We start from the raw sequence: 13,192 nt of genomic DNA on the forward strand, positions 1-13,192 counted from the left end.
CGCTTTATCTTGTGGCAACTGTAAAAGCAAGGAGTGTGCCAAATTGGGGCAAACCGGCAATAGGCGGTGACTGGCGTGCTGAATACGGCGGCAGAGGCCCAATTTGGGGCCAAATCCGCCGGGCAGCTCCCAGGACAACCCCACGATAGTCCCAAAACTGGTGCTTTCAAATCCCAGACCGCACCAAATTGGGGCTGAAAAATCACGGGCGGCACCAATTTGGTGCCGCAAGCAAAATCCCGGTAGCGAGTTTATAATTCGCCACCTTTTCCGGGAAGCGGCGGACGCGTTCCCGGCCTTATATTTCTGTCAATTGCGGTTCCGGCACTTCCCTATGCACTTTGTCGTCAAGTTTTTCCCAGAGATCACCATCAAGAGCAACCCGGTGCGCAAGCGCATGTCGCGCCAGCTCGCGGACAACCTGCGCAAACTGCTGCGCGCACTCGACGACCGCATCGAGGTGCGCAAGGACTGGGAAAAAATCGAGGTGGTCGCGCCGGATGCAGTATCCCACCTTTCCGAACGCATTGAAGAGGTACTGGCGCACACTCCCGGTATCGCTAACTTTGCGCGGGTGCAGCAATTCCCCCTCGGCGACATGGACGACATCTATCAGAAGACGCTGTCTGTATGGGGCGACAAGCTCACCGGCAAAACCTTCTGTGTGCGGGTGAAACGTACCGGCCAGCACGATTTCCAGTCCCTCGAGGTGGAACAGTATGTGGGCGGCGGACTGAACCAGAACACCGACGCGGCCGGGGTGAAACTGAAAAACCCCGATATCACCGTCAAACTGGAAATCCGTCACGACAAACTGAATGTGATCGAGCAACTGCACCAGGGCCTCGGCGGTTTTCCCCTCGGCACCCAGGACCCGGTGATCTCGCTGGTGTCCGGCGGCTTCGATTCCACCGTGGCCAGCTACCTCACCATCAAGCGCGGTATCCGCACCCACTTCCTGTTCTTCAACCTTGGCGGGCGCCAGCACGAACTGGGCGTGAAGGAAGTGGCGTTTTACCTGTGGGAAAAATACGGCGCATCGCACCGGGTGAAATTCATCACTGTACCCTTCGATGAAGTGGTGGCGGAAATCCTCGAGCGCATCGACGATTCCTATATGGGAGTGACCTTAAAGCGCATGATGCTGCGCGCGGGATCGGTGATCGCGAAGGAACTGGACGTGGATGCACTGGTGACCGGCGAAGCCATTGCCCAGGTCTCCAGCCAGACCCTGAAAAACCTGTCCGTCATCGACAGCGTTACCGACACCCTGGTGCTGCGCCCGCTGATCACCTCCGACAAGACCGACATCATCCGCACAGCGCGCGAAATCGGTACCGAGGAATTCGCCGCGAATATGCCGGAGTACTGCGGGGTGATTTCAGTGAAGCCCACCACCCGCGCAAAAATGGAAAAAGTGGAACACGAGGAGACCCGTTTCGACTTCACCGTGCTGGACCGCGCCATCGGCAACCGGGTGATGCAGAACATTGATGAGGTAATGGAAGACCTGGGCGAAGACGCGCCGGCGGTGGAAGAATTTGCCGAGCCCGGCGATGCCATCGTCATCGATATCCGCCACCCCACCGAAGAGGAAGTGAATCCGCTGGAACTCGACAACACCAGCGTGGAGACGATTCCCTTCTACCGTTTGAGCACCGCCTTCAAAGCACTGGATAAGGACAAGCACTACCTGCTGTATTGTGCCCGCGGTGTGATGAGCAAGCTGCACGCCTCGCACCTGCTGGATGAAGGCTACAAAAATGTGGGGGTTTACCGGCCGCAGGCGCCGAAACACTGAGCCATCACCTCACCCGTACCATTTCCCGCAGGGTTCGCGCTATGCCGACCACTAATTCCATCGCACCGCGCGTGGCCGTCATTGGCGGCGGTCCCGCCGGGCTGATGGTGGCGGAGGTTCTGGCAACCGGCGGCGCGCGCGTCGCGCTGTACGACGCGATGCCATCGGTGGGGCGCAAGTTCCTGCTGGCGGGGGTGGGTGGCATGAACATCACCCACTCCGAACCCAAAGACGCGTTTCTGTCGCGCTACGGCGAACGCCGCGCGGAAGTAGCGCGGTTACTGGAAGACTTCGATGCTGAGGTTCTGCGCAACTGGATTCACGGTCTCGGTATCGACACCTTTGTCGGCACTTCCGGGCGGGTATTTCCCACGGATATGAAGGCCGCGCCGCTGCTGCGCGCCTGGCTGAAACGGCTGCGCGAACAGGGGGTAGTGATCCACACTCGCCACCGCTGGCTGGGCTGGAGCGAGCTCGGTGCGCTGCGCGTGGCGACGCCGCAAGGAGAGCAGCAGGTCAACGCCGACGCCGTAGTACTGGCCCTCGGCGGCGGCAGCTGGCCGCGACTGGGCTCGGACGGAAGCTGGACCTCACTGCTGCAGGCCCGCGGCGTGGAACTCACCCCGCTGGCACCGAGCAACTGCGGTTTCGAGGTTGAGGGATGGAGTGAACATCTCAGGCAGAAATTCGCGGGCGCACCGCTGAAAAATGTGGCGCTCTGTGTCGATGGCGAACCGCCTCGCACCGGCGAATTCGTGCTTACCGAAGGCGGTATCGAGGGCAGCCTGGTATACGCCCTGTCCGCGCCCATTCGCCGGCGTATCGAGCAGCAGGGCGCGGCCAGGGTACTGCTCGATCTGCTGCCGCAGATACCGCAGGACAGACTTACGACCGCACTGGCAAAGCCCCGCGGCAAGCAATCCCTCGCCAAACACCTGCATCGCCAGGCCGGACTCGGCGGCGTCAAGGCGGCACTGCTGCGCGAACTCGCCCCCCGTGAGGCGTTCACCGATCCTGCCAGCCTCGCCCCCTGGATCAAGGCATTGCCTGTCGATCTGGTGCGGGCACGGCCAATAGAAGAAGCCATCAGCAGCGCCGGCGGCGTGCCCTTTACGGAGCTGGACCACGGCCTGATGCTGAAATCCCTGCCCGGGGTCTTCTGCGCCGGCGAGATGCTCGACTGGGAGGCCCCCACCGGTGGCTACCTGCTCACCGCCTGCTTCGCCAGTGGCCGTGTCGCCGCGCGGGGCGCACTGCGCTGGCTCGCACAGCAGGAATGAGCCGATAACAACCCGGCTAATTTTTATCCAGCAAACACTGCCAATTGACACATATCCCCCCTATAATGCGCCCCCAATTTCATCTGCCCGCGCCCAGATAGCCTGCCGCGCGCGGCACCCGACCACTTTCGAGAGTTCCCCCAGTGATAGACAACCTTCGCAATATCGCGATCATCGCCCACGTTGACCACGGCAAGACCACCCTGGTGGACAAACTGCTGTCCCAGTCCGGTACCCTGGACCGCCGCAGTGCCGATTCCGAGCGGGTGATGGACTCCAATGACCAGGAGAAAGAGCGCGGTATTACCATCCTCGCCAAGAACACCGCCATCCGCTGGAACGACTACCGCATCAACATCGTCGACACCCCCGGACACGCCGACTTCGGCGGTGAGGTGGAGCGCGTACTGTCCATGGTGGACTCGGTACTGCTGCTGGTAGACGCGGTGGACGGCCCCATGCCGCAGACCCGCTTCGTGACCCAGAAGGCGTTCGAACAGGGCCTGAACCCGATTGTGGTGATCAACAAAATCGACCGCCCCGGTGCGCGCCCGGACTGGGTGATGGACCAGGTGTTCGACCTGTTCGACAGCCTCGGTGCCACCGATGAGCAGCTGGACTTCCCGGTCATCTACGCCTCCGCCCTGAACGGCATCGCCGGCATGGACGAGACCGACATGGCGGACGACATGACCCCGCTGTTCCAGCTGATCGTCGACAAGGTCAAGCCGCCACAGGTGGACCTGAACGGCCCGTTCCAGATGCAGATCTCCGCGCTGGACTACAACAGCTACGTGGGCGTGATCGGTGTGGGCCGCATCAAACGCGGCACCCTCAAGCCGAACCAGCAGGTGGTGATCCTCGACCGCGAAGGCAAGTCCCGCAAAGCCAAGGTGCTGCAGGTGATGGGTTACCTGGGCCTGGAGCGTGTGGAAGTGGAACAGGCCAGCGCCGGCGACATCGTGTGTATCACCGGTGTGGGCGAGCTGAATATTTCTGACACCCTGTGTCACCCGGACAACCCGGAAGCACTGCCGGCGCTGACCGTGGACGAGCCCACCGTGAGCATGACCTTCCAGGTGAACGACTCCCCGTTCGCCGGCCAGGACGGCAAGTACGTCACCAGCCGCAACATCAAGGAGCGCCTGGAGCAGGAGCTGATCCACAACGTCGCGCTGCGTGTGGAACAGGGTGATACCCCGGACAAATTCAAGGTCTCCGGCCGCGGTGAGCTGCACCTGTCGGTACTGATCGAGAACATGCGTCGCGAAGGCTTCGAGCTGGGTGTATCCCGCCCGGAGGTGGTACAGAAGATCGTCGACGGCGAAATCCAGGAGCCCTACGAGCAGGTCGTGATCGACGTGGAAGAGCAGCACCAGGGTTCCATCATGGAAGAACTGGGCCTGCGCAAAGCGGACCTGACCAACATGGAGCCGGACGGCAAGGGCCGCGTGCGCCTGACCTTCATCGTGCCGTCCCGCGGCCTGATCGGTTTCCGCAACCAGTTCCTGACCCTGACCAGCGGCTCCGGCATCATGACCAGCATCTTCGACCACTACGGCCCGGTCAAAGCCGGCGAAGTGGGCAAGCGCATCAACGGTGTGCTGGTATCCATGGTGAAGGGCAAGACCCTGGCCTACGGCCTGTTCGCCCTGCAGGACCGCGGTCGCCTGTTCCTGGGCCACGGTGAGGAAATCTATGAAGGCCAGATCGTGGGTATCCACTCCCGCGGCAACGACCTGGTGGTAAACCCAACCAAGGCCAAGCAGCTGACCAACATCCGCGCCGCCGGCACCGACGAGGCCCTCACCCTGACCCCGCCGATCCGCCACACTCTGGAACAGGCGCTGGAATTTATTGAAGACGACGAACTGGTGGAAGTGACCCCGAACCACATTCGCCTGCGCAAGAAAATCCTGCAGGAAAACATGCGCAAACGCGCGAAGAAATAATTCTTTGCAAGAAACAACAAAGGGCCCTCTCGGGCCCTTTGTTGTTTCTGATCTTGCTGATTTCTTACCCGACCGGCGGCGCGGTCTCGACAAAAACCGGATCCTCTCCGGCAATTTCCAACAGGCGCTGCAGGTTGTTGTGCGGCGCAATGGAAAATCGATGGCGGAACTGGCCCCAGGCTGCGGCAACCGCCACGCGGTAATCAGCGTCGTTCAGTTTTCCGCGCTCGGGCAACGGCGCAGAATCCAGCTCACCGAGGATCAGCTCGATACGTTTCTGTTGGCGACGGGCATAAACATTCGCACCGATATCAACACCGCTGCGCTCCAGCAGGAAAAGATTAATCGCCGCATCCAGCAGGGTATTGGCAAGACAGTAGCGATCGAGTTCCCGGACGTCGGCGATAAATTCACGGCCGGATTTTTCGCGCACATATTTCACGATCGACGTGGAATCGGTCAGCGTCAGGGCGCCATCTTTCAGAAAGGGGACTCTCAGAGTGGGCGTACCCGGGTCCTTGCTGGTGTGAATATCCAGCTCCACCATTTCCCAGTCGAGCCCGGACTGCATCAGGGCGATGCGGCAGTGACGCACGTAGGGCGATGTATAGCTACCAAATAGTTTCATCTTCGATGACTCCTGCTTCTGGAATTCGCGATTTCCAATCGAGAAGGGATCATGGCGAAAAAATGACGTCGCGGCAAAGATAATTTGGTGAGGGTCTGCACTGACTGAAGACAGATCCGCGCTTACTCCGTACGGTGACTACGCGACACCGACAACGCGCTGGAGCGTGTATCCAACCGCAAAGGCAATACCGGCTGCACAGCTGCCCAGCAGAAAAGTTCCCAGCCCGGCGCGCAAAAGAGAGCCGCGAAACACCCAACCCTTCAGCACACCAATGAAAAAAAAGACCAGCCCCGCGAGCCCAGTGCTGATCGCGAACTTCTGCGAGAAATTTCCCCCACCAAAGAAAAATGGCAGCAGAGGAACCAAGCCCACCAGTACGAAGGCGACGAAGGTCCACCAGGCAGATGCCAGCGGATTGGGCGCAACAGGACTGAGGCCATACTCCTCGCTCAGCATGGTGTTTATCCACAGCGCACGGTCCGCCGTCACGGTATCGACAATGTGCTCAAGGTGCTCGCCACTGAAGCCTTTGTTGGCAAATATCTGCCGGATCTCCTCGCGCTCTCCCTCCGGCACCATACGGATATGCTGCTCCTCGGTACGGCGCGCGTGTTCGGCAAATCGCTGCTGTGCATTGACTGCCTCAAAATTACTGACCGCCATACTGACGCCGTCCGCCAGCAGGTTGGCCACTCCCATGACGAGAACCACCAGCGGCGAGAATCCCGCACCGAACGCGCCGGAAACGATCGCAAAGGTGGTGATACAGCCATCTATGGCACCGAGCACCAGATCGGAAATGCGCTCCCCCCGGGGTGGTCGCTGCAGGCGCCTGGCAATATTTTCCGGGCGGTGTTCGCGGATCAGCTCCTGCTGGCGGGATGTTTTCACGGGTTCCACTTCATTGTTTAGCCTGCACCGAAAAAGCGCTGATCAACCGCGCGCCACGCCCCCAACGCAGGATCGGTACGCAGACATACGGTAATCAGTGCAAAATCCCGCACTGCGTCGTGTAAAACCTCCAGCCCCTGATGCGCGGCCAACTCGTGGGGGAAGCGGTTGGTGCCGGCGCCCAGCGCCGGAAACAGCAGCCGCGGCAATCCGTGCTGGCGCGCAAGCGCCAGTGCACTTTCATAGCACTGGCGCAGTTGCTCCAGTCCGCGTGCACCCCACTGGTCGCCACTGCTCCATTGCGGCGTGACGGTGTGGAGCAGATAGCGCACCGGAAGGTTGGGCGCGCCGGTGATGCAGGCCTCACCCACTGCGCACTCCGGGAGCTGCGAGCACTCACTCACCAGCGCCTCACCGGCGCGGTCATAGACCTGTGCGGAGAGCCCGCGACCGCGTATCAGGTGCTTGTGCGCCGGGCACACAAGCGCATCGGCCTCGATAGTGAGAATGTCGTCACAAATCAATTGCAGCTGTCCCATGCCGGTCTCCGCGCCAGTCCTGTTCGCCATTACTATAGCCCGCTGGCGTCCAGGCACTGTCCTGCAGCCAGGGGGTATGAAGGCCGAGGGAAACGGCCGCAATGACAATTCAAACAAGACCAGGAAAGATGGAAACTTCTGTATCGCTCAATCAGCGCGCCAGCGCCAATTCACACAGCCCGGATTTTGATGATCCCATTGCCCAGGTGATGGGCCTGGAGTTGCGCCGCCGTATCCAGGCTTCCGGTTACATGCTGATCTTCGCCCTGGCGATCACCGGCGCCATGGGGGTAATCGCGCTGATGGCGCCGGACCTGTTTCTCGCCGGTACCCTGTTTGCGGTAACTGCGGTCATCCTCGGTGCCTATGTGGGTGTGAATATCGCCGGCCCCAGCCGCAAGACCCCCGTTCTCGTCGGGGCGCTGCTGCTGGTGCTCTATTTCTACCTGCTGCTGTCCGGCGGTGTGAACAACACCGGCCTGATGTGGGCGGTGATGCTGGTGCCCGGGTTCATCAATCTGTACGGCTACAAGTGGGGTACGGTTACCCTCGGCTTTGTCGGCGGCGCCACCGCGCTGATTCTGTTCTATCCGGATTTCCCCGGCCTGCTGGCCCACTACGACACCGGCCACCGCGCGCGCTTTATCGCTATTTTTGGGGCCCTGACCGCACTCACCGCGATTCTTGACAGCAGCCGTCACCAGACCCAGCAGATGCTGCACAAGCTCACTGCGGAACTGGAAAACCACGCCTGTACCGATGCCCTCACCGGTCTCGCCAACCGTCGCGAGGCCTACAAAGCCATCAATGAGCTCGAGCGGCGCAACCGCGAGCTGGCGGGCCGTTACACGGTGCTGATCGGCGATCTCGACAGTTTCAAGGCCATCAACGATACCTTCGGCCACAGCTTCGGCGATCGGGTATTGCGGGATGTAGCGCAGGTGTTGCGGGACAATACACGCGCAGATGATGTGGTTGCGCGCTGGGGCGGAGAAGAGTTTCTGGTCCTGCTGCCGAACACCGACGTGCAGGGTGGCGGCGTGCTCGCGGAGAAGCTGCGCCAGAGAGTGGAGGCGCTGAGCGAAACCTATACAGAGGGCGTGATGATTTCCATCAGCTTTGGCGTCGCCGAGGGCAGCAGCGGAGTGGACGGACAGAATCAGTTGCTGGCGGAAGCGGATGCCCGTATGTACCGCGCCAAAAATGCGGGGCGCAATCAGGTGATCAGCGCTTGAAGCGCACACCTGACGGCGACCTTGCCCGTTAGAGTCTGTTAATACCGAGGCCTGTTAACACGACATTCAGATCAGGTGCTGAAGCAGTTTTTCCCGGACCGTGTCGGGAATCGGCGCCTTACTCTGCTTTTCATAATCGAAGTGCACCATCACGCAATCCCCCTGAGCCACCAGCTGCCCCTTCTGCCAGACTTCCTGATGGATGGTCATGGACGTATTGCCTACCGCGCTCAGGCTCGTTTTCACTTCTACCGGTGAGAACAGATAGATCTGGGCAACGAAATCCACGTCCATTTTTTTCAGGATCAGGTTCCATTTACCCAGGGAAAGATCCGGATTGAACAGCTGGAAGATCGGCGTGCGCCCCTGCTCGAACCATACCGGCACCACCGTGTTGTTGATGTGCCCGAGGGCGTCAGTTTCGCTGAAACGGGGCTCTACCTGATAACTGAACATCGAATTTTCTCTCGCTGAATCTGGTTGAAAACGCCAGCACAGATTTAATCAGCCGGCGCCCCCATCATCCAGAGATCATCTGCCATAAATCGCGAAAAACCCGGACAAATGTTGGCATTTGCAATCCACTGCGGCATATCTGGTCAAGTGCGCGTAAAATCCCCGGTCAAATCCGCTACTCTGATTTATTGCTTCCCGCACCCGATAAGCGGCAATTTACCGACCAGAATAGATTTATGAGTCAGAAAGACAAACGCCCCCTGTACATCCCCCACGCCGGTCCCTCGCTGCTGGAAATCCCCCTGCTCAACAAGGGCAGCGCCTTCACATTGCAGGAGCGCATCGAGTTCAACCTGATCGGTCTGCTGCCAAACAATGTGGAAAATATCAACGAGCAGGTGCGCCGCGCTTATCACCAGTATGAGCAGTGTCGTACGGATCTCGAACGCCATATCTATCTGCGCGCCATTCAGGACGACAACGAAACGTTGTTTTTCCGTCTGATCGAGCAGCACATCGAAGAAATGCTGCCGATCATCTACACCCCCACTGTGGGCGCGGCCTGTGAAGAGTTCTCCAATATTTACCGCAATCACCGCGGTCTGTTTGTGTCCTACCCGGACCGCAAACATATGGACGACATCCTGCGCAGTGCCACCAAGGAAAATGTAAAAGTCATCGTAGTCACCGACGGCGAGCGCATCCTCGGCCTTGGCGACCAGGGCATCGGCGGCATGGGTATTCCCATCGGCAAGCTGTCCCTGTACACCGCCTGCGGTGGTATCAGCCCCGCCTACACTCTGCCGGTGATGCTGGACGTGGGCACCAACAACCGCACCCTGCTGAACGACCCCATGTATATGGGCTGGCGCAACGAGCGTATTTCCCAGGAGGAGTACGACGAGTTCCTGGAGGAATTCATCGCCGCGGTGAAACGCCGCTGGCCGAAGGTGCTGATCCAGTTCGAGGATTTCGCCCAGACCAATGCCATGCCGCTGCTGAAGCGCTATCGCGACAAGGTGTGCTGCTTCAACGACGATATTCAGGGCACTGCCGCGGTGGCACTCGGTACCATGCTCGCCGCGTGCAAGGCCAAGGACGAGAAGCTGTCGAAACAGAAAGTACTTGTGGTCGGCGCCGGCTCTGCCGGCTGCGGTATTGCCGAACAGGTGGTGGCGGCCATGGTCAACGACGGTTTGTCGGAGGAGAAAGCACGCGAACGACTCTTCATGTTCGACCGCTACGGTCTGGTCATGGACAACATGAAGGGCCTGCATGACTTCCAGCAGAAACTCGCACACAGCCCCGGGAAATACCCTCAGGCACCGGAGTGGGATCTGCAGACCCTGATCGAGCAGGTGAAACCCACCATCCTCATCGGCGTATCCGGCCAGGGTGGCCTCTTCACCCAGCCCGTGATCGAAGCACTCCACAAAGGCTGCAAGCGCCCGCTGGTGATGCCGCTGTCCAACCCCACTTCGCGCGCCGAAGCCACGCCTCAGGAGGTACTGGAGTGGACCCGAGGCGAGGCCATGGTCGCTACCGGCAGCCCGTTTGAACCGGTACAGCTGGATGGCGAGAAATACCCCATCGCCCAGTGCAATAACGTGTACATCTTCCCCGGTATCGGCCTCGGTGTCGTCGCCGCCGGCGCCAATCGGGTAACGGAAAACATGCTGATGGCCGCCTCCAACGCACTCGCGGAAAATGCGCCGGTGGTGAAAGAGGGCAGCGGTGCACTGCTGCCGCCACTGTCGCAGATCCGCGAAGTGGGCAAGGCCATCGCACTGGCTGTTGGCAAACAGGCGCAGGCCGACGGTGTGGCACCGGGTATTACCGAGGAAAAACTCGAGAAAAACATCGAAAAGAATTTCTGGCATCCGGATTACCGCCGCTACCGTCGTCGGGCCTTCTGATTTCTGCCAGGACGCATAGTGCAAACAAAAAACCCATGGAATTCCATGGGTTTTTTGTTTCGACAAACTTGGATGCTATTACTGACTGATGGGATAAGGTCGTTCCGACACCCGCTCATAGTAGGTATTGGAAATGATTGCATCCATCAGGAGGTGTTCGTCATCAACTGGGCTCGAATGCTCATCCATACCGAAATGGAAGTAGCGATGATAGTGGCGCAGGGCAACACCGCCATCTGCTGATTCCTGGTGCAACACCCACTCCCGCTCATGATAAAGAACGCAGTCTTCCGTCGGTGCGGGATTCCAACTGACCGGGGCACAAAACCCTCCATATATTGAGACGTATCGCCGAATGATCAGATTTCCTTCGGAGTTGATCTGCCAGAGCCCCGGCATTTTCGCAAACTCATTCTCGGTCAGTTCTCCGTCATTGTTTTCGTCCCAGCCGGAAACCGTTAACGCGCTTCCATCTGCATTGACTTCAAACCAGAAGGGTTGCAGCGGCCAGAAAAAATTCACAGAGTACTGATAAATTCCAATTGCGCGTTCAGCAGTCCAGGCCGGTGCTTCCCTCAGATAAGCCGGTTGGACAATAGAAGCCTGCTCGGCACCGAAATTCAGTTCCACAAACATGATCGGCGCCTTCGGTTTACTTTGCTGCAGGAACACCAGCTCTGCAGGGTATCCGAACAGGTCTGTAATTTGGAGATGTCCCCTTTCGTCTATTGTCCATGAGGAAATCAGCTGTGTTTGAGAAGGCTTACCACTGCCGGAAATGGAATCCTTGTTGATGGTGACACTACCACCGGTTTCTACGCTGCCATTAAAAATTAACTGAACCGCCTGGACAGATAACTCGGGCGTTGGATATTCCGTTGACGGGTCGGTGACTTCCCCTTGAACAAATGGCAGCGGCACACTGATCGCCAAGCCCATCGGCAGTACGTTTTTTGCTTCGACAATTCCTTTCTCGCGTATCGCCACCGTCGCACCCGTGATGAAATCCGGATCCGTAGAGGGATATTCGCCATTAGGGTAGCGGATAAATTTTTCCAGGGTGATAAGCAGCCAATCAACATCGGAACCACTGGCAAGCCACTTGATGGAACGTGGGCGGACAACGGTTTCTTCAACTACATCCCGGATAAAATAGCTGTCATACCACTGCCGGGTATCCACCACCACTTCGCCCCCGGAAATCACCATTCCGTCGGCATTGATATTCCAGTTTATTTCTCGTTTTCTCTGACGACCGGAAAGGATGCCTTTACCATCTGCATCCACCTGCAACCGGTAACCGAAATGCTCAGAAACTGCGTTTTCAAAAGGCATCTGCATAATGGACGTCGTGGTGAAGTAGTAAGTGTCCTCTGTAGTACTACTGGTTGGGGGCTGTATTGCCACCAGCTCGTTATCGGCGGCTATCGCATTCATTGCGGCCTGATAGACGGAGGCGTCTTCTCGCTGAACACGCGCTACCAGCTCGGCCGCTACCAAGTTGTCAGAAGCGAGCGCATAGGTGTCGGCGATATTCTCCGGCATTGCGACTGCCGTATTGTCGGAATAGTCCAGCACAAGTTTGATCAGCGTCGCCAGCTGGAAAACCATATTTCCGTCAAGCGTTTTTGTGCGCTCGATCATTTCACGTTGAGAGGTGATACTGCCTGGCACGCCTCTTTCTAGTTGTGCCGCCAACGCCGTGGTGAGATTGGAAATATTTACCGACAGATTTTCGCCACGGGTCAGAATGCCATCTTCGCCTGCGTCCTGCAGCACCGACGCCACATCTCCCAGCAGCGATACCAGCTTCAGTTCGGGATTACTGCTGGTTGCTTCCGCACGGATGACTTCCGAGAGGTTACTGTCATCAACATCAAGCGCAATGGAGTAACGCCCCGAGGCGTCCGCCCTGGTGGAGAATACCTGGGTTCCCACATGAAACTCGATCTCGGCATCCGCTACCGGATTATCGGTGACAAGACCGGTTACGGTGAAGCTGGTGGTGCCCGCGAGAATGGTGACCACTAATTCAGCGGTTGCCTGTGCGCCGTCATTGTCGGTTACGGTCACGGCCAGCACAGCCGTTGAATCGGCAGTGACCTCAGGTGCAGTAATCGAAATGGTCGCCGTATCCGTGGCACTCAAGGCGAGGGCAACACCAGATTTCTGTTGCCAACGGTACGAGGCAATGCTGCCATCAGCGTCGGAAGCCGTCGCAACGACGGAGACTGTCGCACCTTCCGGTATCGAAACCGGAGCGGCCGTCACTGTCGGGGGCAGGTTTGTGGACGCCGGATCTCCGCCACCATTACCGCCTCCACCGCCGCAGGCAGTGAGCAGTAGACCGGCAAGAAGCAACGCCGCGCACCCAAAGTGTTTGTTATTTACCCTCATTGTTCACTCTCCAACCACCTCGGGTATCTATGAATTTCTTGATGGCGGCACACGGGCAGGGGTACAGAGCCATTGAGTCGCGCCTATCCTTTTT

General features: G+C 58.8%; 10 protein-coding genes. 5 read left to right on the forward strand and 5 right to left on the reverse strand.

Annotated elements, in window-relative coordinates; genetic code table 11:
- Window positions 1-334: 334 nt before the first annotated feature.
- The 3 genes from thiI to typA all read left to right on the forward strand — a co-directional run bounded on the left by thiI (window position 335) and on the right by typA (window position 5,033).
- On the forward strand, window positions 335-1,801 hold the full coding sequence (gene thiI, locus C3938_RS06920) for a tRNA uracil 4-sulfurtransferase ThiI (protein ID WP_105102445.1): 1,467 nt from the start codon (window positions 335-337) through the stop codon (window positions 1,799-1,801).
- 41 nt (window positions 1,802-1,842) lie between these two features.
- Window positions 1,843-3,081, forward strand: coding sequence for a TIGR03862 family flavoprotein (locus tag C3938_RS06925; protein ID WP_105102446.1), 1,239 nt, complete (start codon window positions 1,843-1,845; stop codon window positions 3,079-3,081).
- 143 nt (window positions 3,082-3,224) lie between these two features.
- On the forward strand, window positions 3,225-5,033 hold the full coding sequence (gene typA / locus C3938_RS06930; RefSeq protein WP_105102447.1) for a translational GTPase TypA: 1,809 nt from the start codon (window positions 3,225-3,227) through the stop codon (window positions 5,031-5,033).
- A gap of 64 nt (window positions 5,034-5,097) precedes the next feature.
- Here the strand turns inward: typA and C3938_RS06935 are convergent, their stop codons facing one another.
- The 3 genes from C3938_RS06935 to C3938_RS06945 form a co-directional block, all read right to left on the reverse strand.
- Window positions 5,098-5,661, reverse strand: coding sequence for a glutathione S-transferase family protein (locus tag C3938_RS06935; RefSeq protein WP_105102448.1), 564 nt, complete (start codon window positions 5,659-5,661; stop codon window positions 5,098-5,100).
- A 138-nt stretch (window positions 5,662-5,799) separates the two neighbouring features.
- A complete protein-coding gene (locus C3938_RS06940; RefSeq protein ID WP_105103269.1) occupies window positions 5,800-6,555 on the reverse strand; it encodes a VIT1/CCC1 transporter family protein in 756 nt (251 codons plus the stop codon).
- A 17-nt stretch (window positions 6,556-6,572) separates the two neighbouring features.
- Window positions 6,573-7,124, reverse strand: a complete 552-nt coding sequence (locus C3938_RS06945; RefSeq protein WP_233998697.1) for a macro domain-containing protein — start codon at window positions 7,122-7,124, stop codon at window positions 6,573-6,575.
- Between the two features lie 98 nt (window positions 7,125-7,222).
- Here C3938_RS06945 and C3938_RS06950 point away from each other — a divergent pair, with 98 nt between their 5' ends.
- On the forward strand, window positions 7,223-8,329 hold the full coding sequence (locus C3938_RS06950) for a GGDEF domain-containing protein (RefSeq protein ID WP_105102450.1): 1,107 nt from the start codon (window positions 7,223-7,225) through the stop codon (window positions 8,327-8,329).
- Between the two features lie 66 nt (window positions 8,330-8,395).
- On the opposite strand, the gene C3938_RS06955 is transcribed toward C3938_RS06950, so the two are convergent.
- Window positions 8,396-8,785 carry an acyl-CoA thioesterase gene (locus C3938_RS06955; protein ID WP_105101348.1) on the reverse strand — a complete coding sequence of 130 codons (390 nt, stop codon included), beginning with the start codon at window positions 8,783-8,785 and terminating at the stop codon, window positions 8,396-8,398.
- A 236-nt stretch (window positions 8,786-9,021) separates the two neighbouring features.
- Here C3938_RS06955 and C3938_RS06960 point away from each other — a divergent pair, with 236 nt between their 5' ends.
- Entirely contained in the window at window positions 9,022-10,701 is a 1,680-nt protein-coding gene (locus C3938_RS06960; protein ID WP_105101347.1) for an NAD-dependent malic enzyme, read from the forward strand.
- 78 nt (window positions 10,702-10,779) lie between these two features.
- Here the strand turns inward: C3938_RS06960 and C3938_RS06965 are convergent, their stop codons facing one another.
- Window positions 10,780-13,098, reverse strand: a complete 2,319-nt coding sequence (locus tag C3938_RS06965; protein ID WP_158681593.1) for a PKD domain-containing protein — start codon at window positions 13,096-13,098, stop codon at window positions 10,780-10,782.
- Window positions 13,099-13,192 lie beyond the last annotated feature (94 nt).

The sequence above is a fragment of the Microbulbifer pacificus genome, from assembly GCF_002959965.1.
Lineage (GTDB): Bacteria > Pseudomonadota > Gammaproteobacteria > Pseudomonadales > Cellvibrionaceae > Microbulbifer > Microbulbifer pacificus_A.

Coding starts and splice junctions, on each gene's coding strand:
- thiI (WP_105102445.1), top strand. CDS start 335: ATGCACTTTGTCGTCAAGTTTTTCCCAGAGATCACCATCAAGAGCAAC.
- C3938_RS06925 (WP_105102446.1), top strand. CDS start 1,843: ATGCCGACCACTAATTCCATCGCACCGCGCGTGGCCGTCATTGGCGGC.
- C3938_RS06935 (WP_105102448.1), bottom strand. CDS start 5,661: ATGAAACTATTTGGTAGCTATACATCGCCCTACGTGCGTCACTGCCGC.
- C3938_RS06945 (WP_233998697.1), bottom strand. CDS start 7,124: ATGGCGAACAGGACTGGCGCGGAGACCGGCATGGGACAGCTGCAATTG.
- C3938_RS06950 (WP_105102450.1), top strand. CDS start 7,223: ATGGAAACTTCTGTATCGCTCAATCAGCGCGCCAGCGCCAATTCACAC.
- C3938_RS06955 (WP_105101348.1), bottom strand. CDS start 8,785: ATGTTCAGTTATCAGGTAGAGCCCCGTTTCAGCGAAACTGACGCCCTC.
- C3938_RS06960 (WP_105101347.1), top strand. CDS start 9,022: ATGAGTCAGAAAGACAAACGCCCCCTGTACATCCCCCACGCCGGTCCC.
- C3938_RS06965 (WP_158681593.1), bottom strand. CDS start 13,098: ATGAGGGTAAATAACAAACACTTTGGGTGCGCGGCGTTGCTTCTTGCC.